Source organism: Vibrio sp. 11-4(1) (genome assembly GCF_013048625.1).
Taxonomy (GTDB): domain Bacteria; phylum Pseudomonadota; class Gammaproteobacteria; order Enterobacterales; family Vibrionaceae; genus Vibrio; species Vibrio diabolicus.
This window is the reverse complement of sequence record NZ_VHSY01000012.1, coordinates 1-26,576: the sequence shown is the minus strand read 5'-3', so window position 1 is coordinate 26,576 and position 26,576 is coordinate 1. Positions and strand designations below refer to the sequence as shown.

Below are 26,576 nucleotides of genomic sequence, written 5' to 3'. Positions count from 1 at the left end.
CTTACCTATATGAAAATGGGATCAGTCTTACCAGAAGCGTCACCCTCACCTAGGGTCATCACTTCATCCAAACTGACGGTGCCTTGTAGCGCCAGTTCCATTGCAGAAGCAAGCAGTGGCTTATAGTTTTCTGAGCGACGCGCGGCTTGGGCAAAACCGACCGCATCGTTGGCGCGCAGTTTATCCATCATTTCTTGCTCCAGTTCGAGCATTTCAAACACACCGATTCGGCCTCGATAGCCAGTCAAGTTACAGTTTTGACAGCCTGCACCTTTATAAAAAGTGGTGCCCACTTGGTTTGGAAAACGCCCAGCTAACCACTGTTGGCGTGACTCGTCTAGATGGTCTTCTGTTTTGCAATCTGGACAAACACGGCGAACAAGACGCTGCGCCACCACGGCTCTGACCGCACTGGCAACCAAGTAACCCGGTGCGCCCATATCGATCATGCGTAATGCACTGTCGACAGCATCATTGGTGTGGAGAGTGCTCAATACTAAGTGACCCGTTAGTGCAGCTCGCAGACCAATTTCTACCGTCTCTTGGTCACGCATCTCACCAACAAGAATGATATCTGGGTCTTGACGCAAGAAGGTTCGAAGCACACGCGAGAAAGTCAGATCGATCTTACTGTTTACCTGTACCTGAGTGATGCGAGGCAGACGGTATTCGACCGGATCCTCTGCTGTAATGATCTTTTTCCCTGGCTCGTTGAGCTCACTTAATGCGCCGTAAAGCGTGGTGGTTTTACCTGAACCTGTAGGCCCCGTCACCAAGATCATGCCGTGCGGACGAGCCAACTGTCGACGTAAACGAGCAAGCAAATCTGGCGGCAAACCTGACTCTTCTAATGGACGCAAACCAGCAGACTGGTTAAGCAGACGCATTACTACGGACTCCCCGTATTGCGTTGGTAGCGTCGACATACGAATATCGATTGATTGACCACGCACTTTGATATTGAATCGGCCATCTTGCGGCAAGCGCTTCTCAGAGATGTCTAGGTGCGCCATCAACTTCAATCGAAGAACCAAAGCCGATGCGATATTCACTTCATTCAGGATGGTTTCATGCAGTACACCATCAATACGCTGACGTAAGCGCAAAATCTGATCGTCTGGCTCAATATGAATATCCGATGCCCCGACTTGTACCGCATCTTCAAACATGGAATTAACCAGCTTTACAACGGTAACTTCCTCACTGTCGGTTCCATCAATACCGTAATCGAAGCTTTGCTCGTCTTTATGCTCTTCATGCAACTGTTCCGCGAAAGAAGCGATCTCTTTAGTGCGGCGATAATAACGGTCAAAGCTTGAAATAAGTTGGCGCTCTGAAGCCACGATGAACTCAAGGTTGTATTCACCTAGCAAATTCATCAGTGACTCTTGGATGAACAAATCTGCAGGGTCACTCATAGCAACGCGCAACGTGTCCCCATTTCGAGCAACGACCATCGCACGTAAGCGACGTGCGTGTACCTCAGGTAGAATCTGTACCGCTTCCGCATCCACAGGGGCGCGACCAAGATCGATCAATGGCAAACCAAGTTGTTGGGACAAGAAGTCCAACATTTGCTTCTCAGTAATAAAGCCGAGATCAATTAACGCATCACCCAGCTTCTGCCCGGTACTACGTTGTGCGTTTAGTGCTTGCTGGATTTGCTCTTCAGAGACGATACCTTCTTCAACCAGAAGATCGCCTAAGCGTTTTCTCAACTGAATTTTCATTGTGCATTCTCCAGCTGTTTCAAGATGCTCAAACGGTCACGAATAAACGCTTGCGATTGATTCGAAATGCCAACTTTACCCAGAGCTTGGTTGTAAGAGTTGATCGCGGCGGTAAACGTCAGAGCGCGCTCTTGTTGAATCGCTAAACCTAGCCACCAGCGCGCATTTTCCGGCTCACGCTGAGTAAGGAGTTGATAACTCTCAAGCGCAATATCATTCTGCTTGTGTTTTTGTGCCAATGCCGCACGCATCGCCAAGTAATCTCGACTTGGCATTGGAGGCAAATGCACAAGCGGACTCAGCGCCGCTTCAGGTTGATTGGCTTTCACTAACAATTTAGACAAGGCCAAACGAAGTACTTGGTTGTTCGTGTCAAGGTTGATCCCTTCTTGGATAATCTCATACGCTTTACGCGTGTCGCCTTTGCCAAAGTACAACGCCGATAATTTTTGACGCGTGTCTGCATTCATTGGCTCATAACGTAACGCCTCAGCATAAGCCGACAACGCCGTTTGCATATCGTTAGCATCCAGTGCTTTTTCCGCTCGGCTAACCGCTTTAAGAGATAACTGGCGGTGCGTCAGCTCAACCTGCTCAATACGCATTGAACTGTTTTCTGCTGTCGTGCGGGTTACGTGATTAGATTGCTCATCGCTTGGCATCGTTGCCACTTGCGCGAGTAGCACTGCATCTTCAGAGACCGCATTTACCTCCGCTCTTGGCGTGAACCTATCAGTCTCAGGCATATGAAGCTGTTGCGCAGCCGGTTGTGTCACTGGCTTCGTGTAAACCACATGGGCTGTCTCGGGCGTCATTTTACTCGTTGGCGAATGAGTACTCTCTGATGATGTGATTGACGAAGCATTCACTGACGACAATGGCATGGTTTCTGTTTGAGCAGATGAAAGCTCGCCTGAAGGGATAGGACCGCGAGAGACCGCCCAGCCGCCCACCGCAAGGCTTAACGAGAAACCAGCAACGAGCCAAAGCCAAGGTTTACTGCGTGAAACGTTGGGAATGTCCGCACGAGTAAGCTCTGACGGTGATGTTTTTTCAGCGAGTTCTGATAATGCTTTATTGATGGCACTCAAGGTTGACTCCATCCCCAAAATACGGGTGTTTTAAACTTAGGTTTACGGGCATCAAACGTATCGTGCATAGCTGCGTAAACGTGATGATTTTTTAATAGTGTGCAACGATCATTAAATGCCGCAAGCAACGACTTGTGGCTAATTTGGTTGATCAAACGTGGAATCCCCATGGATGAACGCCAAATCGCTTTTTTCTGCTCAATAGAAAAAATGTGCGCTCCATTGCCTGCCTTGTCTAAACGATTATTGATGTAAGCCACGCCTTCATCGATAGAAAGAGGACGCAGCTGACAACTAAACGTAATACGTTGACGAAACTGCCTTAGCTCGTGACTGGCTAACCGCTCATCCAACTCAGGTTGTCCGAATAACACCAGTTGAATGAGTTTATCTTGTTCCGTTTCTAGGTTACCGAACAGACGCAATGTTTCTAAAGCTTGTGGAGAAAGAGCTTGCGCTTCATCGACAATCAAGACGGTTTTCTTTCCCGCAAAATGCACTTGAATCAGGTGTTCTTGAATGAGAGAAACAATACGTAGCGGGTCATCGTTTTCGATGCCTAACTCTCTGGCGACAGCAAACTGCAACTGCTCTCCATTCAAAACTGGATTGGGTAAGTAAATCAGCTCGACTTCAGATTCAATCTGCTCAATTAACTTACGACACACCATGGTTTTTCCGGTGCCGACTTCTCCCGTCACCTTAATCACCCCTTCTCCCATTTGCACAGCGGCTAAAATGGTTTGGATCGCCTCATAGTGAGGGACTAACCCCAAGAACATTTCTGTGTTTGGGGTTAACGAAAAAGGCTGAACTCGAAATCCAAAATGTGACAAGTACATACTCGAATCACAAACTCATTGAAAAACGGAACCTTTCCCCGCGCTTATTGCGCATCTGGGAACCACTCTTGCAGCAGATCACGAGAGCGCTCTAGCTCTTTCTGCCAAGAGTTCACACCAACTACGGTCGGTTTTAGCAAGATGACCAATTCTGTTTTCTCAGTCACGTTATTTACGTTGCGGAACAAATGCCCCAATGCGGGCACATCGCCTAAGAATGGGACTTTAGAAACAAGCTCACGATTTTGCTGTTTCATCAAACCGCCGATAACCACAACATCGCCATCTTTAGCACGAATAACCGAGTCAGATTCACGAATAGAGCTTTTTGCCAATGGCAATTGGATGTTTTGGAACTCACCGCCCAAGTTCAATTTCTTCACTTCTTCCGAGACTTCAATAACCGCAGGGTGAACATGCAGGAACACATTGCCTTTGTTATCAATTTGCGGAGTCACATCGAGAGAGATACCTGAGAAGAATGGTGTCAATTCCACTTCTGGAACGGCATTTGAGTTTTCACCGTTGCCTGCATTGCTCGATAACTCGGTAACAAAATACTCATCGGTACCCACTTTGATGACCGACTTTTGGTTGTTGGCTGCGGTAATACGAGGGCTCGAAAGAACGTTCAAGTCACCTTGCGTAGACATAAAACTCAACACAGCATTGAAGTTGCCATCAGAGATAGTCACGTTGGTTTGGCCGCCCAATAGCGTGCCAATCGCATCCAACGGTGGTAATGCCGACGCTGGACGGTTCACTACGACACTACCCGAGTTACCAATTGACGCCGATAAGTTCGACCAGTTGATGCCTTGTTGGTAGCCATCATTCAACGTCACTTCTAGAATTTTAGCTTCAAGAATGACCTGACGCTGCATGCGCTCCTGCGATACACCTAAGAACTCACGGACTTCTCGAATATCATCTGGAAACGCTCGAACCGTAATCACTCCTGCTTGAGGTGTTACGACAACGCTTTGTCCTTTGCCTGAACCAATTAGATTCGCAACGGCTTGCTGCAGCATCGGCCAGAAGTCACTCTCAGTGATGGTTTCGATGCGCGTACCGCCCGTAGAAGTCGTCGAGCTATCGCCGTTGTTACTTCCATTGTCAGAGTCTGATGAGTCAGAACTGTCTGAGCTACCGCCAGAATTAGACGTACCAGCCGAGGTCACTGAGCCCGTGACAATGCTCGTCAATGATCGACCAGAGCGTTTGAACTGGAGGTAATCAACAGGAATGGTTACCGTACGCATACCTGCAGGGTAGATTTGAATAACTTTGCCAGACTTCACCACATCATAGCCATACATGTTCTGTACAACGCTCAGGACTTCATCCAACGTAACATCTGACAAGTTGACGGTGATATTACCTTGTACCGCTGGATGAATCGCCACGCTGTACTCAGTGCCTTTGACTAGCGAGGCAAAAAAGCTTCGTGCATCGACCGCATTCGCTTGAATACGGAAACGCTTCGAGGTGCCTTGCTCTGAAGCAACATTCGAGTCTAAGTTAGGCATCAGGTCCGCTTCGACAGAAGAAGGAATTTCTTCTAACGTGCGGCTGTTCGCTTGATTGATAGATTCATTGAGCGCTTCTTTGACTTCCACTGGGTCACGATGACCCATTGAACATCCCATTAAAGAAGCAATCGTTATTCCTACAACTAATTTGCGCATATCTGATCAGGCTCTGGTTATTATTTTTTTACGTTTAAACCAAAAAGCTCTAGGTCCCACTGACGGTTACCACGCTTTAAAGTTACAAATTCACTATTAATGCTCGCGACGCGATAACCCTTAAATAGCTCGCCTTTTTCAACAAGCTTGTTATCCATAATCGCGACACAAGCAGTACTTGGCTTACACACAATACTGTTGAGCGTAGGCAGTCGGTACTGTTTTGCTTTTGGTTTCGCTGACGTTTCAACCGCAGGCTTTTCCCAGCCAAGTGGTGCCGTTGGATCTTGGTTCGCCCAAGCGGTTCCTGCCGCAGCCATGACAAGTAATGAGATGATGAGTTTTTTAACCACCAATAAACTCCTCTCGAGATCCTAGAGTGTAGACTTCCAACACAAGCTTCGCCTTCGGGTACTCTTCGACTTTGTAACTAAAGCTGCGCCAATAATAACTGGCAGGAAGGCTCTCCAACTTATTTAGATAATTGGCAATAGAAAAGTAGTCACCAGTCAGCTCCATGCGTACAGGGTGCACGTAGTAACCAGAGTATTGCGATGCTTCTTTATCTTCCGTAATTGGCTCAGATGGCAAAGTTTGCAAAGACAAAAGGTGAATGCCACTTTGCTGCTCTAATACATTTTCCAGCAGCTCAGCCATTTGCGAAGGTGTAATAAGGTGTTCTATGATCTCCGCTAGCTGCATCGAAAGGTGCTGACTTTCTGTTAGCAGGTTAGATATCGCGCGATCAATCTCAGCGTTTGGATCTTTCTTCAGCTGCGCTTGAATACGTAGCGTGTCGATTTCAATCTTTTGATTGGCTTGCTTTAAATTGCTTAGTTGCCTCTCATTACTGATGATCTCGTTAAGCTTGGGTTCCAGTACCAGCGTAAAAAGCAACATGATCACGACAACTAAACCACACAGCGCGATAAGCACTTTTTCACGCGCGCTCATTTCGCCAAAGCGCTCTTCTAATGAGAGCCAGAATTCGTTCATTTCTCTTTATCCTCGCGCGTTTTTAGTTCAAACGTCACAATATCCTTATCATTTCGGCCAATTTTGACGTCGTCAAATGTCCGGCCAACCAAGCTAATTTCATTTTTAAATTGGTTAACCCAACTTGGTACTGAGCTCGGCTTTTTCGCCAGTCCCTTCAGATCTAAGGTATGGTTATTGATTCGAATTTCGGACAAAGAAATTTCTTGGTTTCCTAGCTTAGCTAATGATTGCATCACGCCAGAGTAACCCGTGCGCTGCGAGTCATCGTATTTCCCGACGGCTTTAAGCGAGTCTCGCTTCGCCTTGACTTCACGCTCTAAGCGGGCTTTAGCTGCCAGCTTATTATTGTCGGGTTGATGCTTACGTAGCTTGACTTGATAGCGTTCAAGCTCTGACTTCATGATATCGCCTTTGCTTTTTACAATAGCAATTTCATCTTCTAAACCACTGCTCTGCCAAGTCACATAGCCGTAAGAGAGTAGAATGGTCGCAGCCGCGACACCCCAAGATAACGCGATATTTCTTAGTGTCAGGAGCTCTTTTTTCGGCTTTAAGTAATCAGGGTATAAGTTAACGCGTCGAGTATTAGAAGCCGCAGCGGCATCTGCTAAAACGTGTCCTGATAACTCATGTTCTGGTGGTAATAACGGAGAAACTTTAGTGCTTAAACGGTAGTTCAGAGACTGAACAAGCTCACTCTCATCCTCCTCATCACAACACACTTTCAATTGATGCAGCTGCACATGGCGCAACTGAGAAGAAAGATAATCAATCGAACGTTGCAGTTCTAACGAGAGGCTATCCATCTGTAACTCGCTAGACGGAACCCCCGTTAACGGTGGCGTCACACTGCGAATCGAACGATGGAACGCGATAGTATTTTCGACAAAAGCGCTAATACGGAAGTGACCACGCACACTGCGTTGTAATAATAGGAAGTTACCTAGTTCACCTGCGGTCTCTCCCCAAATGTCGTCTTCAGGAAGAATAGCTTCTAATGGCAACTGGGCGCGACTGGCCAGTAACACGATCTTATCCAACATTTTTCGTGATAAGACGTAAGCTTGCACTTTGGTTGAATTGGGTAGATCTACCGCATCGGCAATGATGTCAATGGCACGCTCAGAGATCAGTTCTTTCAACAAAAACGGTAATGCTGCTGGCCATTCTTGGCGCGGCATGACAGGTTTGTCGATTTGATACATCTGATAATAGTTATGAGAAAGGACAACCGTTAGAGAATCATACGCACTCGCAGCAACGCTCAATGCTTGCTCTACGGCTTTCTCCCAATTGGATTCAGAAATATCAAATTGGTATGGGCGGCCACTTTTTATTGAAGATGATAAATAAACGCCGTCTGGCTGAATAACCAAAAAGCAGGAACGACCACCACCAGATGATCGTTTGAGCTTGTCGAGTAGTGCTTTGAAATCCATGATTATTATCTTTATTTTTTCCGCCAGCGATTTCGTCTTCCCAATTTCACTTGGGATTCTGATTGAGAACTTGGCAATGCTTGTGGACGAGGAAGAAACTGCTGCTCTGCAGAAAAGTAGCGCCCTTGCCCACCATAAACCCCGAGCTCAATTAACGTGTTGAGCTCGTTTTGATTCTCAATTCCCACTGCTATGATTTTAGTTTTACTGTTTGCCGCCGCACCTAGCATGCTGCGGACAAATAGCTGGTTCTCATGTCGCTGGTCGATTTTTGCTACTAAACTGCGATGAAGTTTAAGGTAACGAATATCCACTTCTTTTAAATAGTGAGTGCTGACGATGGTTCGTCCAGCCTGCCCAACCATTAAGTGGCACCCTAAACCGGCCAGCATTTTAGCGACTGGTCGCATAAAGTCTAAGTGTCTTACAAATTGTGCTTCAACAAACTCAAAACTGAGACACTTTCTCTGTTCACGTGACAACTGTAAGAGTTCATCACGAAACCATTTAAAGTACTCTCGGTTAGAAAAAGGCGTTACATTCAAATTGAGCGCATACGATCTTGAGTTATCAAAATTATCCTTAAATTCTCTTAAGAATTTATTAATAACTGACTTATCCATTTGCGCTTCATAACCAACCTGTCTGATCGCAGAAATAAACCGAGACGCTTTAACAATGCCATTCTCAGGATCGCGAATCCGACATGTTAACTCTTCATATAATGATTTTTTATGCGTTGCGTCACTTATTGGGTGCACAGATTGTGCGTAGAGTATCACATTTTCTGGTGTAAGTGCTGTGTCAAATAACGTTCTCCACCTCACACTTCCGCGAGCTTCTTCATCGTGGTTCCATTTTTTGAAGCGACTCCAATTATTGTTATTTTGTAGTTGCGCACTACGCAAAGCTGTCTCTGCTTCATCGATGATTTGGCTGTGTCGCTCACCCTCTTTATAAGTAGTGATGCCTATATGGCACCAGTTGTCTGGGTCGAGTGGCTCTGGCGGAATTAATTTTTCTAACTGGCGAATGCATTGTGATGCCAAATTAGCCACATCTTTGGCACTTTGATGCGGCAGAAATAACGCAAAATCAGCATCGTAATAACGAGAAAACACAACATCAGGGTATCGCTGAACTAAGTTGGATAATAAACTCCCAACTTCAACAATAAACTCATCCGTAATTTGCTTATCTTGCTCTTCTTCAACCAACTTCCAATCTTGAATGCGCACCAGCAACACGGCACCGCGAGCCCCACTTTCTAGCAACGCCGATTCCAGTTTGCTATCAAACAGCACTCGATTGGCGGTACCTGTTAACTTATCAAGGAAGGTTTGAGTTCGAATAAAGGTATCAAATCGGCTTCGCTCTTGACGCGCATCTTGTAACTCTTCAATTAATACATCGAGCGCTTCACTGGCAGTATAAGGCCATTCTTTTTTGTCACCTTTTGCATACTGCTCTACCCGACCAGCAAGGATCATCCTGCCTCGCTCTTCGAGCATTTCAGAGCCTTCTAATTGCTCCTTAAGCCACGCAACACCGCGCATTAAACAGAAGATGATCAGGATAACGGCAAGCGTGATCGACCAAAGCGCCTGCATTGAGTAGCTGTAACCTAAGTAAGGCGGGATCGCTTTAAAATGAATCGTGTAATCTTGATTGTGAGTCAGTTGGTATTCTGTCTCAAACAAGACTGACGCTTCCATTTGATGAGAAGTATCTTTGAAGCGATAAACAACCGCATTGTTGGTCGACAATGTCATTTCGACAATATTGGAAGCCTGCAGCATTTTCGGCATCCAGCGCTGCATAGAATAAGCAGCGTCAGGATCTTCCATCTCCTTGTCGACCACCTCTACGATCCCTTCTAAATAATGGGTGAGATATTCCTGCCCAAGACGTTTAAAAGAGAGGGTGCCACCGACAAACAAGATAAACATGGCGCAGATGACGATCATGGTGACAAAAGCCACCAGCCGTGTGCTTAACTTAAGAGTTGGGGTATACCTCATGAATACCAAATTCCTTTTTTATTCATCATATACCTTATTGAAATATTTATACTTGATAAGAGTTCATCAAACAATCGGATTCGTCTGATAGTGAGAGGCTGGAGCATAAAGAACATCACACTCATTGATAAGTTTTATTGTTACGCCTAACCTTGCTGAGATAAGCCTTTGAGATCATTAGATAGTGACAATAAAAAAGACCGCGATATTCGCGGCCTTTTCGATTCAAGCATAAGCAGAATTTAGAACGGGATATCGTCGTCAAAATCCATTGGTGGCTCATTGTACTGCTGCTGTGGTTGCTGCGGAGCCTGCTGTTGTTGCTGTTGCTGAGGCGCATTGTACTGCTGCTGAGCTGGTTGTTGAGGCTGACCCCATCCACCTTGCTGCTGCTGTTGACCGCCCATTGGTGCACCGCCACCTTGACCACGACCGCCAAGCATTTGCATCACGCCGTTGAAGCCTTGAACAACGACTTCAGTTGAGTAGCGATCTTGACCGCTTTGGTCTTGCCATTTACGAGTTTGCAGTTGGCCTTCAATGTATACTTGAGAACCTTTACGCAAGTACTCACCTGCTACTTCCGCAAGTTTGCCGAACAACACAACACGGTGCCATTCCGTTTTTTCGCGCTGTTCGCCAGTCGCTTTATCACGCCATGAATCAGAAGTCGCAATAGTAATGTTTGCTACTGCACCGCCGTTCGGCATGTAACGAATTTCAGGGTCGTTACCTAGATTCCCCACCAAAATAACTTTGTTAATTCCACGGCTGGCCATGATGTGCTCCGTTTCACTCTGGATATATAAAATTTTAGCGCATTAGAATAGCACGCTTTAATGTTTTGATTAAAGTCTAATACCATTGTGATCTAATGAGTCACCTACTAGAACCCAAATCGCATTTCAACTTACGCCTGTAGCATTTTTGATTCGCGTTGCAGACATCGTTTCGTGAAGCTTTGAATTCGAACGCATTTATTCAGTAAAGCTATGGTTATAACCTCTCTTTAATGCCAACTTATGGCCTTTATTGAACGCTGGGAGATTTGAACACGTGAGAAAGTCGGCTTACGCAAGAAAGCTATTTCTGATCAGTATGGAAGATAATGCGCAAAAAAAGGTGGCGGCACTCGAAAAATACATTGATATGAGCATCCCGGTGATTTCGACCGAAGCACTCATGGAAGCTAAGCCACAGCATCGTAATAAAATCCTACTGATCGACTTCAGTGAACATAAATCACTCGTTCAATCGATCAAAAACTTACCGCTGGTATGGAAGAACTTTGAAACCGTTGTGTTCAATGTCCCTAAAAGGCTGACCACGGATGAGCTTCTTTCATTTGGTCAACTAAAGGGGCTGTTCTATTCCGAAGATACGCTAGAGCAAATTGGAGAAGGATTAAAAGGCATTGTTAACGGTCAAAACTGGCTGCCGCGTAATGTAACCAGTCAACTTTTACACTATTACCGTAACGTCATTAATACTCATACTGCCCCAGCTACGGTAGACCTAACCATTCGCGAGCTGCAAGTACTGCGTTGCTTGCAAGCTGGCGCCTCAAACAGCCAAATGGCCGAGGAATTATTTGTCAGTGAATTCACCATCAAATCGCACTTGTATCAGATATTCAAAAAGCTATCAGTGAAGAATCGGGTTCAAGCAATCGCTTGGGCAGATCAAAACTTAATGTCATGATGCGATGCCGCGACTCTTATGACTAAAATGACGAGTCGCTCATCTTTTTTCCGCACTGAGTCTCACACTTTTTCCTACTTTATTCATGATTCATTGACGACTCTCGTGTTAAAGTTATGCGCAGATTCTTGATAATAACGAGATAGGATATTCCCCCAATGATTAAAAAATGTCTGTTCCCTGCTGCAGGCTATGGCACTCGCTTCTTACCGGCAACGAAATCTATGCCAAAAGAGATGATGCCAGTCGTGAATAAACCGCTTATTGAATACGGCGTTGAAGAAGCAATTCAAGCTGGTATGAACGGCATGTGTATTGTGACGGGTCGTGGCAAACACTCTATCATGGACCACTTCGATAAGAACTACGAACTGGAACACCAGATTAGCGGTACCAATAAAGAAGAGCTATTGGTAGATATCCGTGAAATCATTGAATCTGCAAACTTCACTTACATCCGTCAACGCGAGATGAAAGGCTTAGGCCACGCGATTCTGACCGGGCGTGAACTGGTGGGTGACGAACCATTTGCCGTCGTTCTTGCTGATGACCTTTGTGTCAACGAAGAAGAAGGCGTGCTAGCTCAAATGGTGGCGCTATTTAAACAGTTCCGTTGTTCTATCGTTGCCGTACAAGAAGTCCCAGAAGATGAGACTCACAAATACGGCGTTATCTCTGGTGAAATGATCAAAGATGACATCTACCGCGTAGACGACATGGTAGAAAAACCTGAGAAAGGCACGGCACCAAGCAACCTTGCGATCATTGGTCGCTACATTCTGACCCCTGATATTTTCGAACTGATTGAAAATACAGAGCCAGGTAAAGGTGGTGAAATTCAAATCACTGACGCGCTACTTAAACAAGCAAAAGCGGGCTGTGTCTTGGCTTACAAATTCAAAGGCAAACGCTTTGACTGTGGTAGTGTTGAAGGTTACATCGAAGCAACCAACTACTGTTTTGAAAACCTTTATCTAAAAGATGAAAAAGCTTCAGAGTTAGGTAAACACGCAACACAAAAAGCGGTATAAAGCATCGTCGTAGTACGAAATTATTGTTTCTAAAGCCCAGCATTATGTTGGGCTTTTATTTTTACTGTTTTTTTATCCAGTAATTTCTTTGCACATTTCTCACACTATGTAATACTTGCCCCACTTGGTTATACATAGAGCAAAAACGATGGATAAAATAGAAGTTCGCGGTGCCCGAACCCATAACCTCAAAGACATTAATCTTACAATCCCTCGCGATAAACTGATTGTCATTACTGGACTAAGTGGCTCCGGTAAATCCTCTCTCGCTTTCGATACATTGTATGCAGAAGGCCAACGACGCTACGTAGAGTCTCTCTCTGCCTACGCTCGTCAGTTTTTGTCTCTGATGGAAAAACCCGATGTCGACCATATTGAAGGGTTATCACCCGCGATTTCTATTGAACAGAAGTCTACTTCTCATAATCCGCGTTCAACCGTAGGTACAATTACCGAAGTCTACGACTACTTACGTCTGTTGTATGCTCGTGTAGGCGAACCACGCTGTCCAACGCACCATGCCCCTCTTGCCGCACAAACCATCAGTCAAATGGTGGACAAAGTTCTAGAGATGCCAGAAGGCAGCAAAATGATGCTGTTGGCCCCTATTGTCAAAGAGCGTAAAGGTGAGCATGTTAAAACGCTTGAGAACCTGGCAGCTCAGGGCTTTATTCGTGCGCGTATTGATGGAGAGACATGCGATCTATCTGATCCTCCAACGCTAGAGCTACATAAAAAGCACACCATTGAAGTCGTGGTCGACCGCTTTAAAGTTCGTCCCGATCTGCAACAGCGCTTAGCGGAATCTTTCGAGACCACGCTCGAGTTATCAGGCGGAATTGCGGTTGTCGCGCCAATGGATGGAGACGGTGAAGAGATTATTTTCTCCGCCAACTTCGCTTGTCCACAATGTGGTTACAGCATGCAAGAGTTAGAGCCGCGACTTTTCTCATTCAACAACCCTGCTGGTGCATGTGGCACTTGTGATGGTTTGGGTGTGCAGCAATACTTCGATCCAAGCCGAGTAATTCAAGATGATTCATTAAGCTTGGCACAAGGTGCGATTCGCGGTTGGGATCAAAAGAACTACTACTACTTCCAAATGCTCACCTCATTGGCCGATCATTATGGTTTCGATCTCCATGCCCCTTTTAATTCTCTGCCAAAGAAAACGCAAGATGTCATTCTAAAGGGCTCTGGCCGCACTGAGATTGAGTTTAAATACATCAACGATCGTGGCGATATTCGTGTTAAACGCCATCCATTCGAAGGTATTCTGAATACCCTCGAACGTCGTTATCGTGATACAGAATCCAACTCTGTCCGTGAAGAGCTTGCGAAATACATCTCCACTAAATCTTGTTCAAGCTGTGGTGGTACTCGTCTGCGCCTTGAAGCACGTAACGTGTTTATTGCTGATACGACACTGCCTAAGATTGTTGAACTTAGCATTGCTGATGCATTGGAATTCTTCCATTCCTTGAAACTGGAGGGTCAACGAGCCCAAATCGCTGAAAAAGTGATGAAGGAAATCAACGATCGCCTGCAGTTCTTGGTTAACGTTGGTTTGAACTATCTAAACTTGTCTCGCAGCGCCGAAACGCTCTCTGGTGGTGAAGCACAACGTATTCGTTTAGCAAGCCAAATTGGGGCGGGTCTTGTTGGTGTGATGTATGTTCTGGACGAACCGTCGATTGGTCTCCACCAGCGTGATAATGAACGCTTATTAAAAACGCTCACTCATTTGCGCGATTTGGGGAATACCGTGCTCGTGGTAGAACACGATGAAGATGCTATTCGCTGTGCGGATCATGTCATAGATATCGGTCCTGGCGCTGGCGTACACGGTGGTCATGTTGTCGCGGAAGGCACCATGGAAGAGATAATCGCAAATCCGAATTCTCTGACAGGTCAGTACTTAAGTGGCGCTAAAGAAATCGCAGTGCCGAAAGATCGCACGCCGCGTGATCCGAAAAAAACGGTTGAGCTCTTAGGCGCAACAGGTAATAACCTTAAGAACGTTAATCTTTCAATTCCTGTTGGGTTATTCAGCTGTATTACAGGGGTATCTGGTTCAGGTAAATCAACGCTGATTAATGATACTTTCTTTAAAATTGCTCATACCCAACTTAACGGGGCGACAACGGCTCAGCCTTCACCTTATAAGTCGATTAAAGGTTTAGAGCACTTCGATAAAGTTATCGATATCGATCAAAGCCCAATTGGTCGTACACCTCGCTCTAACCCAGCGACCTATACGGGAATCTTTACCCCAATCCGTGAACTGTTTGCAGGCACACAAGAGTCGCGTTCTCGCGGTTACAAGCCAGGACGTTTTAGCTTTAACGTACGCGGTGGTCGTTGTGAGGCCTGTCAGGGTGATGGTGTCATTAAAGTTGAAATGCATTTCCTACCAGACGTTTATGTGCCATGTGATGTATGTAAAGGTAAGCGCTACAACCGTGAAACACTTGAAGTACGTTACAAAGGCAAAACCATTGATGAAGTGCTAGAAATGACGGTCGAAGACGCCCGAACGTTCTTTGAACCCGTACCTGCTATAGCACGTAAGCTACAGACTCTAATGGATGTTGGCTTGTCTTACATTCGCCTAGGTCAAGCGGCAACAACACTCTCCGGTGGTGAAGCACAGCGTGTTAAACTGGCGCGAGAGCTATCCAAGCGCGATACAGGAAAAACCTTGTACATTTTGGATGAACCAACAACCGGCCTGCACTTCCATGATATCCAGCAGTTGCTCACTGTATTGCACAGACTTCGCGACCACGGAAATACTGTCGTGGTGATCGAGCATAACCTAGATGTCATTAAGACTGCGGACTGGATTATCGATCTAGGACCTGAAGGGGGACAGGGTGGAGGCGAGATAATCGCTCAAGGCACACCGGAAGATGTGTCGCAAATCGAGGGTTCGCACACAGCTCACTTCCTTAAGCCTATGTTGAAGTAGAAAAAACAGGTAAAGTACCGAGACCAGCAAGTGCTGGTCTTTTTTCATTCAAAACAACGCAATAACTATGGCTACTATACATGTAAGTGGAACAAAGCTTTCTCCCGAAAAAGTACAGGTTCCCCTCAATCGCAAGTTTCTCATTGCCTTGGCAACACTATTTGTGTTGGCAATGCACTTTTTCATGCCCAACCCCGGCGGTTCAGGGCTTTCACTTTCCTTCAATGCGACAACTTGGATTGCTTTTAGCTTTGCATTAGGCATTGGGTGCTACCAACTCGCGAATAATCGAGCGCTACGTTACTCAAAATTAACCATCGGCTTGTTCATTAGTGCTCTTATCATGACGGTGCCCATTCTGTACCCAAATGCGAATAGCAGTTTGGCAGCCAACAAGCTCATTGGTCTGTGGTGTGGCGTCCTGTTTTTTATTGTCTTACAACAATTTCATTTCAATAATAAACATCGCCAACGCCTGTTATGGTTCATTGTCCTTGCGGTTGTTATCGAAGCCATTTTGGGTCTGACACAATATCTGTATCTCAAACCAGGCAATGCGTTTGGCTACAACACGATGGCCAATCGTCCTTATGGTATTTTCCAACAGCCCAATGTAATGGCCAGCTTTCTTGCAACAGGACTGGTGATTGCCAGCTATTTACTTGCACGTCAGCCTTACAAATACGACCGTAAGTTAAGCGATGTTTATCTTCTCTATGCTGTGCCAGTTTTAACCTTACCATTGATTGTGGCGTTGGCTTCACGCACAGGTTGGTTAGCCTCGATCATCGCCGTGTTGTTGGTCATCCCATACATGTATCGCTTTGCGACCAAAGGGCGCTTTATCCGCTGGGTTACGTCGCTTGTCACTGGGCTCGCACTCTCAGTGGTTGTCATGTATCTTGCCTTTCCTGATGGAAGTGGGTTAGCCGCAGAAAAAGTAAACATGGAGTCTCCTCGAGCGTATACTTTTCCGCAAACATTAGACATGGTGATTGAAAAGCCTTTTACTGGCTATGGATATGGCAAGTTTGAATCTGAGTACATGCTGTATACGGCTCGTCAACATGCCCTAAATGAGAATTACCCAGCTGGTTTGCCAGCCATGGATCATCCGCATAACGAGCTGCTTTACTGGGGAGTAGAAGGTGGTTTGCTGCCAATACTCGGCATCTTCTTAGCGATGGCACTGGTACTGTATCGAATCTATCAAGCCAAACGCGGAACTCGTCTTGCGTTGCTGGCCTTGTTTATACCTATCGTATTGCACTCACAACTGGAATACCCTTTCTACCACTCTCTCGTGCATTGGTTGATCTTCGTTATCCTGCTGTACTGGGTCGATCAGCGCGTCTCTCGTTATCGACAAGTCGGCTTTAGTCATGTGACCAAAAGCTTGCTGCGAGTCTTTAGTTTGGTACTTCCCGTTGCGTTTACGTTTTACATGGTAAGCGCATTGCATACGAACTATGTATTGACGAAGTTTGAGACCACTAGGCCAACTAACCCTGATATTCTGAATCAAGTCAGTAACCCTGTAGTTTGGAAAGACAGGTTTGATTGGGATGTCTATAGCACGTTTTTAAACATTGGGCTGTACCAACAAGACGCAACCTTGATTCAGCCTTATATCGATTGGTCGCTAAAAATCATCAAAGATAAGCCTCGCCCTGCATTTTATAATAATTTGATTTTGGCCTACCAAGGCTTAGATGACTCAAGTAAAGCGGAGCAAATCAGAGCTGAAGCGCAGTTTTTGTTCCCGAAGATTGATTTCAGTGACGTCAATTACCAACCACCTTCTCAAGCAATCTCTGCCTCACTAGCCCCCACTTCAGGAGCTGAGTAATAAATACAAAAAAGCGAAGGGATGACCTTCGCTTTTCTTTATCTCATTGCTGTATGATTTTATTCAGTGAGTGACTCTTCTAACGCTTTTAAGCACAGCGCAACGTTTTCAGATCGAGCACCGTAACCCATTAAGCCAATACGCCACGCTTTACCAGCTAATGCCCCAAGGCCTGCACCAATTTCTAGGTTATAGGTTTCTAGCAAGTGAGCACGAACTTTTGCTTCATCAATTCCTTCAGGCACGTAAATCGCATTTAATTGTGGCAACCGATGGGCTTCGTCCACAACAAATTCAAAGCCTAACTTTTGTAAGCCATTTTTGAGTTTTTCATGCATCAGTTGGTGACGAGCCCAAGCGTTTTCTAATCCTTCATTTTTCAGTATCAATAAAGCTTCATGAAGCGCATACAAGCTATTAACTGGCGCCGTATGATGGTAACTACGCTTGCCTTCTCCACTCCAATACCCCAAAACTAAACTCTGATCGAGGAACCAACTCTGTACTGGTGTTGTTCTTGCTTGAATCTTTTCAATCGCGGCAGGAGAAAACGTCACTGGTGAGAGCCCAGGTACACATGACAAACATTTTTGACTACCAGAGTAAACCGCATCCAGTTGCCATTCATCCACTTTTAACGGCACACCACCAAGCGATGTCACCGCATCAACAATAGATAATGCATTATGCTGTTTCGCCAGCTTACCCAATGCTTGAGCATCACTGACTGCACCAGTTGAGGTTTCGGCATGCACAAAAGCAAGAATTTTTGTATCTGGGTGCTGTTCGAGTGCTTGCTCGACTTTATCAATGGAAACAGGCGTCCCCCATTCATCATCGACGATAACAACTTCACCACCAGCACGGACGACATTTTCGCGCATGCGTTCACCAAATACACCGTTACGGCAGACGATCACTTTATCGCCTTCCTCGATTAAGTTTACAAAGCAGGTTTCCATCCCTGCACTACCTGGCGCTGAAACTGCAATAGTGAATTCATTGTCAGTTTGAAAGGCATACTTCAATAGCTGCTTGAGCTCATCCATCATACCGATAAACAGAGGATCAAGGTGACCTACCGTAGGACGGCTTAGTGCTTGTAACACTTGAGGATAAATATCAGAAGGACCAGGTCCCATTAAAATACGGTGAGGTGGAATAAAGCTTTGGATCGACATGTCAGCTCCTTGATTATCTTTTATCCTGAGCATTCTAAAAGTTCTATTCAATAACATGGCTCAGGTGTAGGGTTCTTCACCCTAATAGATTTTTCCTCTATCAGCAATTAGCCGTAAGTATGGAGGTCAAACCAGTGTCACAAAATCGTTAATAAAAAACACCATAAAGGTTGAAATATTGATTGACATTAAGGCCTCAAAACCGTTCAATGTTTGAGCTTTATGTAGAAGAGGAGCGCTACCCAGGTAGATGATTTGTGGAACCGCAATTCCAACACCAATCATTGAGGGGGAGTAGTGCCGAGGTAAGTCAAAGTTGCAGGATTTGACTTGTCGGTTGAATTGGGCTGAATCCCATCAACTGTCATCAGCGCAGTCTGATGAAGGGCTTCTGAGGGTAAATTTTTCAAATAGCATTCTAAATACCTCTCTTTTTGCTCTGTTCCTTTTCTCACTAAACATTGGATGTACAATTTTTTAGGAAGTCGTGGGAGAACGCATTGAGCGCATTTAACGTAGCTAAATTCGGTGGAACCAGTGTTGCCAACTTTGAGGCAATGAGTCGTTGTGCCACCATTATCGAAAACAATCCAAATACTCGCTTGGTCGTGAGCAGCGCTTGTTCTGGCGTCACCAACCTATTGGTGGAACTCGCCAATGGTGTACAGGATCAAACGCACCGTACTGAGCTGCTGCAAAATCTGGCCAATATTCATGACGCCATTTTAACTCAGCTCGAAGACAGCACAAAAACTGCTGCCGAGGTGTATGCCATATTAGATACCGTAACCAGCCTTGCCGAGGCTGCATCTATCCAAGCTAGTGCGAAGTTAACCGATCATTTAGTCGCATGTGGTGAGCTCATGTCGACGCACATTCTAGCTCAGTTAATGTGTGAGCGAGGCATTCAAGCAGTGCGCTTTGATATACGCGATGTGCTGCGTACTGATGACAACTTTGGTCGCGCGGAGCCAAACATTGAAGCAATTTCGACGCTTGCGCAAGATAAACTCGTACCACTTTGCCAACAATCCGTTGTTGTTACTCAAGGCTTCATAGGATCTGACGAAGCCGGTAATACAACAACACTAGGTCGAGGAGGCAGCGATTACAGCGCCGCCTTAATTGCTGAGAGCGTCAAAGCGGCAGGGTTAGAAATCTGGACTGATGTTCCGGGCATCTACACAACAGACCCGCGAATTGCGCCAAAAGCCTCACCAATTCCCGAGATCAGCTTTAGTGAAGCTTCAGAAATGGCTAACTTTGGCGCTAAAATCCTTCACCCTTCTACGCTAGTACCCGCATTGCGCCACGACATTCCGGTATTTGTAGGGTCATCGAAAGAGCCAGAAAAAGGGGGAACTTGGATTCGCCACCAAGTCGAAAGCTCACCGTTGTTCCGTGCGCTAGCTTTGCGTTGTAACCAAACCATGGTAACGCTACGCAGCGCCAACATGTTCCACGCATACGGCTTCTTAGCAAAGGTCTTTGAGATCCTTGCAAAGCATAAGATCTCTGTCGATTTGATCACGACATCTGAAATCAGTGTATCGTTAACACTTGATCAAACTGATACCTCTGGCGGAGCACCACAGCTGCCGCAAGCTGCACGAGAAGAGTTAGAAGAGTTATGTAAGGTAGAAGTTGAACATGACCTATGCCTCGTTGCTCTAATTGGTAACAACATGAGTGAGAGTAAAGGCTACGCGAAACAGGTTTTTGGCACGCTAGAAGATTTTAACCTACGCATGATTTGTTATGGCGCTAGCCCTCACAACTTATGCTTCTTGCTCCATGAATCGGTATCGAAACAAGCCATACAAAAACTCCACACTGAGTTGTTTGAGAAGTAAGTTCAACTCAATAAAACAAAGGGCTGCGTATCTGCAGCCCTTTGTTGTTTCATTAGTTGTTACATTTGGACGAGGTAAACATCAATTTAACCGTTAATGTTTGGCCCTAACCATTTTTCAGCCTCGATCCTATCCCACCCCTTACGATCGGCGTAACTCTCTAGCTGATCTTCTTGGATCTGTGCGATCGCAAAGTAACGTGAGTCAGGATGAGAGAAATACCAACCAGATACTGACGCGCCCGGATACATTGCATAGCTGGAGGTTAGAGTCATGCCAATATTCTCTTCCACATTAAGTAGCTCCCAAAGCGGTCCTTTTTCAGTATGCTCAGGGCACGCTGGATAACCTGGTGCAGGGCGAATACCTTGGTATTTTTCACGAATGAGATCATCGTTAGATAAATCTTCATCCGCAGCATAACCCCAAATTTCTTTACGGACACGCTCATGCAAATACTCAGCAAACGCTTCGGCTAGGCGATCCGCCACCGCTTGAATCATAATTGCGTTGTAATCATCTCCCTGTGCTTTGTATTCATCAGCAAGCTCTCGTTCACCAATACCACCAGTGACAGCAAATGCCCCTATCCAATCATGTTTACCCGACTCTTTAGGTGCGATGTAGTCAGATAAACAATAGTTGAATCCTTTTGGTTTCTCGGTCTGTTGACGCAAGTTACGCAGTACTTTCACAACGTCGGTACGAGTTTCATCAGCATAAACTTCAATGTCGTCCCCCACGCTCGCAGCAGGGAATAAGCCACACATTCCACGCGCTTTTAACAGGCCTTCTCGCTCAACTCGATCAAGTAACTCGTTGGCATCTTCGAATAAACGTTTTGCTTCTTCACCAACTTCTTCATGTTGGAAAATTGTTGGATACTTACCCACAAGTGACCAAGTCATAAAGAATGGTGTCCAATCGATGTATTGACGTAATATAGCCACATCAAAATCATCGAAGATATGAATACCAGGCTTAACAGGCACTGAAGGAGTGTAAGCTTCCCAATCGATCGCAACTTTATTCGCTCGAGCCGCTTCTAATGTCACTGGTTTGGTTCTCGGTTTCTTTCGATTATGTTGATCACGTACTCGTTCGTAATCAGCTTCAAGTTTTTCAACAAATTCAGGGCGACGTTCATCTGACAATAGAGAAGTACATACGCCCACCGCACGTGAGGCGTTATTCACGTAAACAACTGGATGCTTGTAATTTTGCTCAATCTTAACTGCTGTATGGGCTTTTGACGTTGTTGCGCCACCGATGAGAAGAGGTAAGTTAAAGTCGAGACGCTCCATCTCTTTTGCAACATGCACCATTTCGTCTAATGAAGGCGTGATCAACCCTGACAAACCAATAATATCGACGTTCTCTTCTTGCGCTACTTTTAAGATCTTTTCGCAAGGAACCATGACACCAAGATCGATAATTTCATAGTTATTGCACTGCAATACAACGCCTACGATATTTTTCCCGATATCGTGTACATCACCTTTTACCGTCGCTAACAAGATCTTACCGTTTGTTTGTCCCACCTGCTTTTCTGCATTGATGTAGGGCTCGAGATGCGCTACCGCTTGCTTCATCACTCGGGCAGATTTTACGACCTGAGGAAGGAACATTTTACCTTCACCAAACAAGTCTCCGACGACGTTCATCCCATCCATGAGTGGGCCTTCAATCACCTCTAATGGCTTTGAAGCATTGACACGTGCCTCTTCGGTATCATCAACGATAAACTCGGTTATTCCTTTCACTAACGCGTGTTCTAAACGCTTTTCAACAGGCCAAGTTCTCCACTCAAGTGCAGAGGCATCCTCCTCTTTACCTACCCCTTTGCCTGCGTATTCCGCCGCGATATCTAACAACCTCTCAGTGGCATCATCGCGACGGTTAAGAACGACATCTTCCACAGCCTCACGCAGCGTTTCAGGCACGTTATCGTAGATTTCTAACTGACCCGCATTCACAATCCCCATATCCATGCCATTCTTAAAGCAGTGGTAGAGGAATACGGCATGAATCGCTTCACGTACATAGTTATTGCCACGGAATGAGAAGGAAACGTTAGAAACACCACCCGAGATCATAGCGTGTGGTAAATCACGTTTGATATCGCCAACGGCTTCAATGAAATCCACCGCGTAGTTATTATGCTCCTCGATACCCGTAGCAATGGCAAAAATGTTTGGGTCAAATATGATGTCTTCTGGTGGAAAGCCCACTTCATCAACGAGAATTCGGTAAGCGTTGGTACAAATTTCCACTTTGCGCTCACGTGTATCTGCTTGCCCTATCTCATCAAATGCCATCACAATCACAGCCGCACCATAACGGCGAATCAACTTAGCTTGTTCAACGAATTTCTCTTTGCCTTCTTTGAGAGAGATCGAGTTAACAATGCCTTTGCCTTGGATGCACTTAAGACCGGCTTCAATAACCTCCCACTTGGAAGAGTCGACCATGATTGGTACTTTTGAGATTTCAGGTTCTGACGCACAAAGGTTTAAAAATCGAACCATACAAGCTTGTGCATCCAACATGCCTTCATCCATGTTGATATCGATAATTTGAGCGCCATTTTCAACTTGTTGACGAGCCACATCGAGCGCTTCATCGTACAGCTCTTCTTTAATCAAGCGCTTAAAACGCGCAGAACCGGTTACATTAGTACGCTCACCGACATTGATAAATAAAGAGTCTTTATCAATAGCGAGTGGCTCTAGGCCAGATAAGCGACAAGCGACGGGAAGGTCAGGTAATTGACGAGGGGCGATATTTTCAACCGCAAGTGCCATTTGGCGAATGTGCTCAGGAGTTGTACCACAGCACCCACCAATCAAGTTTAAAAAGCCACTTTGAGCCCACTCTTGAACATGCTTAGCCATATCTTCTGGCGATAAATCGTATTCGCCGAATGCATTCGGAAGCCCGGCATTTGGGTGAGCGGAAACAAAAGATTCTGATATACGCGAAAGCTCTTCAACATAAGGACGAAGCTCATCTGGGCCCAGCGCACAGTTCAAACCAAACGAAATCGGTTTAACATGACGTAATGAGTTGTAAAACGCTTCTGTGGTTTGACCGGATAATGTCCGACCGGAAGCATCGGTAATAGTCCCCGAGATCATCACAGGTAACTCAATACCCATCTCTTCAAACACACTTTCAACAGCAAATGAACAAGCCTTAGCGTTAAGAGTATCGAAGATAGTCTCGATAAGAATAAGGTCAGAACCACCTTTAATAAGCGCTCGAGTCGATTCAGAGTAAGCCTCAACTAACTCGTCGAAAGAGACATTTCGATATCCAGGGTCGTTTACATCAGGAGAGATAGAACAAGTGCGGTTCGTCGGCCCTAAAACCCCTGCGACATAACGCGGTTTATCGGGTGTTTTTGCGGTCCATTCGTCTGCAACTTCACGTGCAAGCTTGGCAGCAGCAAAGTTAATTTCTTCACTTAGACTTTCCATCTCGTAGTCAGCCATCGCAATGGTTGTTGCGTTAAACGTGTTGGTTTCGAGAATATCTGCACCCGCTTCTAAATATGCAGCGTGAATTTCCTTGATAAGTTGAGGCTGACTTAGAACCAACAGGTCGTTGTTACCTTTTAGATCACAATGCCAATCCGCAAAGCGCGTTCCTCGATAGTCTTGCTCTTCAAGTTTGTATCCCTGAATCATGGTTCCCATACCACCATCAATCAAAAGAATACGTTGCTTCAATTGAGCTTCAATCTGTTGTCTTACGTTACTTCCCACAGTACAGCCTCATTCCTTTAGTTATCTTTCCATCCTATCACACAAGCTTCAGGAGTCTAGACGTCTAAACGTGGAATTAATGATTATTTTATCTCCTTCTTAACTTACAAAATAATCGCGAAAAAATGTTTGCTATTTAAGCAGCATCAGTCGAGAATCCCATTCATAAAATGTTACAAATAGAGAGCTCTATGTCGGTCTATCATACTTTATGTTTTCTATCCGCAGCTGCGATGCTAATTGCTTTTGTAAACAGCAAGATAGGAAAGATGCAAACCACCATTGCGATTACCGCAGGTTCAATGGTGCTTTCACTTCTAATCTTAATTGCGGGCCAAAACAACTGGTTCCACCTCACCGAAATTGCGACAGAAACGGTCACAAGGATCAACTTTGAAGATTTCTTGCTCAAGGGCATTCTTGGCTTCTTACTATTTGCGGGTGGATTAGGCATCAAACTCCCGAACCTTAAAGATCAAAAATGGGAAATTACCGTTTTGGCTCTCGGAGCCACCCTATTTTCCACTTTCTTTATCGGGTTTGCGCTCTACGGATTCTGTCAGTTAATTGGCATCCAATTTGATTTGGTCTACTGCTTACTATTTGGTGCTCTAATATCGCCAACTGACCCAATCGCTGTATTGGCTATAGTTAAAAAGCTCGATGCTCCCAAACGTATCTCCACCCAGATTGAAGGAGAGTCGCTCTTCAATGACGGCTTCGGTTTGGTTATCTTTGTCACTCTATTTACGATTGCATTTGGTACTGAGGCACCAACTGTAGGTAGTGTCACCTTACTCTTCATCCAAGAAGCTATCGGTGGTATCACTTATGGTTTCGTACTCGGTTTACTATTCCACTACTTAATCAGTGCCACCGATGATCACTCAATGGAGTTATTACTTACCATTGGTGTCCCAACGGCAGGTTACGCATTTGCTGAATACATCCATGTATCAGGACCATTAGCGATGGTTGTATCTGGTATTATGATTGGCAACTGGACACGTTTTATTGGCTTTTCGAAAGAGAGTGAAGACCACCTTGACCACTTTTGGGAGCTCGTCGATGAGTTCTTGAATGGCGTGTTATTCCTACTGATCGGTATATCGATGCTGCTATTTGAATTCCACAAAGAAGACTGGATCATGATGGCTATATCAGTCCCTCTTGTACTAGCAGCTCGCTATCTAAGCGTATTTCTCTCGTACATTGGCTTTAAGCGTTACAGAAAATATAACCCGTGGTCAGTACGTATTTTGACGTGGGGCGGCTTACGCGGGGGCCTTGCATTGGCAATGGCACTTTCCATTCCATCAGGTATTTGGGTGATTCAAGATAAGTTAATCGATGTAAAAGAGATTATTCTTGTAATGACCTACTCCGTCGTTGTTTTCTCTATCCTCATTCAAGGCTCAACAATCACCCCAATGATTGAAAAAGCAAAAGATGAAGAGAAGAAAATGGAAGAGAACAACCAAGCAATAACCACTCCAGAGCATACGGATCCAGTGGACTCTTAAAGACACGTAACTTAATAGATGAAAAAGCAGCTATCTAGCTGCTTTTTTTATATCTAATCTTCGGACTCCCCTTCAAGAACAAAACGCTTGTTACTCTTTGATATACAGTTAAATATCCGAATAATCGTCACGCTACGGTGTCATAGATACTAACTATTACCGATAGATAATATTCATAGACGAGTCTTTTAGTTTAAGCATTTTCATCTGTATCACTTCTCTTCCCTTGGCAATATAGGCTCCTCGCAAACATCAAAGCTAAACTTTCACAATACTTAGCAATGAGCGAGTTTATATTTTTATGAGAAAGAGACATTTAGGGTGATTGCGTTCAGAACCCAAACGGGTTAGCAACCTCACCGAGATAAAACTGAGCTAGTATTCAGGTAGATCAAAGCCTTAACGGAAGTTTAGACTCCTCACTCTTGATCTCAGTGAAACTAAACTTGTATTCAAAGTCGTCCTATTTTCAAAATTGGAACAAGTGACACCTCAAACAATTAAACTCTGTCACATAACTAGATTTTCTAATATCGAGTAAAAGGAGCTTTGGTAAGCGCAAAGGCTCAAAACTAGAGTTAGGTATCGGAATAAAGCTAAGACTAAGTCACAGAATTACGTGTCAGCTCGTCATGGCAGGGCTTAGAAAGTATCGCGAGAGAGGAGCATGCCTCTCGATGCAAGGTTTCAATATGGAAATGGGGGTAAGGTAAGTCGGGTAACCAAAACGAAAAAAAACCCAGTCTTTCGACTGGGGCTTAATATAAGTGGCGGAGTGGACGGGACTCGAACCCGCGACCCCCGGCGTGACAGGCCGGTATTCTAACCAACTGAACTACCACTCCGCAGTGGTATCACCCGTTATTAAAACGAATGTCCGTAATTTAAAG

17 protein-coding genes, 1 tRNA gene and 1 riboswitch are annotated in these 26,576 nt (G+C 45.2%); of the genes, 6 read left to right on the top strand and 12 right to left on the bottom strand.

The genetic code is table 11. From position 1 onward, the window contains the following. Window positions 1–5: 5 nt before the first annotated feature. The 9 genes from FKN16_RS20250 to FKN16_RS20210 form a co-directional block, all read right to left on the bottom strand. Window positions 6–1,730, bottom strand: coding sequence for a GspE/PulE family protein (locus tag FKN16_RS20250; protein ID WP_005397401.1), 1,725 nt, complete (start codon window positions 1,728–1,730; stop codon window positions 6–8). Continuing rightward, window positions 1,727–2,821, bottom strand: coding sequence for a tetratricopeptide repeat protein (locus FKN16_RS20245; protein WP_170903446.1), 1,095 nt, complete (start codon window positions 2,819–2,821; stop codon window positions 1,727–1,729). Before FKN16_RS20245 ends, FKN16_RS20250 begins: the two co-directional genes overlap by 4 nt. Then, the gene (locus tag FKN16_RS20240) at window positions 2,818–3,663 is read right to left on the bottom strand and encodes an AAA family ATPase (protein ID WP_170903445.1); all 846 of its coding nucleotides are present in this window, start codon (window positions 3,661–3,663) and stop codon (window positions 2,818–2,820) included. The genes FKN16_RS20245 and FKN16_RS20240 overlap by 4 nt, the downstream gene beginning before the upstream one ends. 44 nt (window positions 3,664–3,707) lie before the next feature. After that, window positions 3,708–5,351: a pilus (MSHA type) biogenesis protein MshL gene (mshL, locus tag FKN16_RS20235; protein WP_074191839.1), complete on the bottom strand. Its 1,644-nt coding sequence runs from the start codon at window positions 5,349–5,351 to the stop codon at window positions 3,708–3,710. A gap of 20 nt (window positions 5,352–5,371) precedes the next feature. Beyond that, a complete protein-coding gene (locus FKN16_RS20230) occupies window positions 5,372–5,704 on the bottom strand; it encodes a hypothetical protein (RefSeq protein ID WP_046873588.1) in 333 nt (110 codons plus the stop codon). Beyond that, the gene (gene gspM, locus FKN16_RS20225) at window positions 5,697–6,347 is read right to left on the bottom strand and encodes a type II secretion system protein GspM (RefSeq protein WP_104974757.1); all 651 of its coding nucleotides are present in this window, start codon (window positions 6,345–6,347) and stop codon (window positions 5,697–5,699) included. Before gspM ends, FKN16_RS20230 begins: the two co-directional genes overlap by 8 nt. Beyond that, window positions 6,344–7,789 carry an MSHA biogenesis protein MshI gene (locus FKN16_RS20220; RefSeq protein ID WP_170903444.1) on the bottom strand — a complete coding sequence of 482 codons (1,446 nt, stop codon included), beginning with the start codon at window positions 7,787–7,789 and terminating at the stop codon, window positions 6,344–6,346. The genes gspM and FKN16_RS20220 overlap by 4 nt, the downstream gene beginning before the upstream one ends. A gap of 11 nt (window positions 7,790–7,800) precedes the next feature. After that, entirely contained in the window at window positions 7,801–9,810 is a 2,010-nt protein-coding gene (csrD, locus tag FKN16_RS20215) for an RNase E specificity factor CsrD (RefSeq protein ID WP_048626836.1), read from the bottom strand. Window positions 9,811–10,052: 242 nt separating this feature from the next. Continuing rightward, complete coding sequence (locus FKN16_RS20210) at window positions 10,053–10,589, bottom strand: single-stranded DNA-binding protein (RefSeq protein WP_012841367.1); 537 nt, start codon at window positions 10,587–10,589, stop codon at window positions 10,053–10,055. A gap of 277 nt (window positions 10,590–10,866) precedes the next feature. Between FKN16_RS20210 and FKN16_RS20205 the strand changes: the two genes are divergently transcribed. The 4 genes from FKN16_RS20205 (at window position 10,867) to FKN16_RS20190 (ending at window position 17,362) form a co-directional block, all read left to right on the top strand. Further along, the gene (locus FKN16_RS20205; protein ID WP_005397417.1) at window positions 10,867–11,511 is read left to right on the top strand and encodes a LuxR C-terminal-related transcriptional regulator; all 645 of its coding nucleotides are present in this window, start codon (window positions 10,867–10,869) and stop codon (window positions 11,509–11,511) included. 158 nt (window positions 11,512–11,669) lie between these two features. Further along, window positions 11,670–12,542: a UTP--glucose-1-phosphate uridylyltransferase GalU gene (gene galU, locus FKN16_RS20200; protein WP_005397418.1), complete on the top strand. Its 873-nt coding sequence runs from the start codon at window positions 11,670–11,672 to the stop codon at window positions 12,540–12,542. A 148-nt stretch (window positions 12,543–12,690) separates the two neighbouring features. Next, entirely contained in the window at window positions 12,691–15,513 is a 2,823-nt protein-coding gene (gene uvrA / locus FKN16_RS20195) for an excinuclease ABC subunit UvrA (protein WP_170903443.1), read from the top strand. Between the two features lie 67 nt (window positions 15,514–15,580). Further along, window positions 15,581–17,362 carry a PglL family O-oligosaccharyltransferase gene (locus FKN16_RS20190; RefSeq protein ID WP_170903442.1) on the top strand — a complete coding sequence of 594 codons (1,782 nt, stop codon included), beginning with the start codon at window positions 15,581–15,583 and terminating at the stop codon, window positions 17,360–17,362. 59 nt (window positions 17,363–17,421) lie between these two features. Here FKN16_RS20190 and FKN16_RS20185 read toward each other — a convergent pair whose 3' ends face one another. Further along, window positions 17,422–18,543 carry an alanine--glyoxylate aminotransferase family protein gene (locus FKN16_RS20185; RefSeq protein ID WP_005397422.1) on the bottom strand — a complete coding sequence of 374 codons (1,122 nt, stop codon included), beginning with the start codon at window positions 18,541–18,543 and terminating at the stop codon, window positions 17,422–17,424. Between the two features lie 220 nt (window positions 18,544–18,763). After that, window positions 18,764–18,942: riboswitch (Lysine riboswitch) on the top strand. 101 nt (window positions 18,943–19,043) lie between these two features. Between FKN16_RS20185 and lysC the strand changes: the two genes are divergently transcribed. After that, window positions 19,044–20,396, top strand: a complete 1,353-nt coding sequence (gene lysC / locus FKN16_RS20180) for a lysine-sensitive aspartokinase 3 (RefSeq protein WP_170903441.1) — start codon at window positions 19,044–19,046, stop codon at window positions 20,394–20,396. Between the two features lie 86 nt (window positions 20,397–20,482). Here lysC and metH read toward each other — a convergent pair whose 3' ends face one another. Next, complete coding sequence (metH, locus tag FKN16_RS20175; RefSeq protein ID WP_170903440.1) at window positions 20,483–24,163, bottom strand: methionine synthase; 3,681 nt, start codon at window positions 24,161–24,163, stop codon at window positions 20,483–20,485. Window positions 24,164–24,354: 191 nt separating this feature from the next. Here metH and FKN16_RS20170 point away from each other — a divergent pair, with 191 nt between their 5' ends. Further along, a complete protein-coding gene (locus FKN16_RS20170) occupies window positions 24,355–25,686 on the top strand; it encodes a sodium:proton antiporter (RefSeq protein WP_170903439.1) in 1,332 nt (443 codons plus the stop codon). Between the two features lie 768 nt (window positions 25,687–26,454). Here the strand turns inward: FKN16_RS20170 and FKN16_RS20165 are convergent. Further along, window positions 26,455–26,531 (bottom strand) — tRNA-Asp (locus FKN16_RS20165). Window positions 26,532–26,576: the final 45 nt, after the last annotated feature.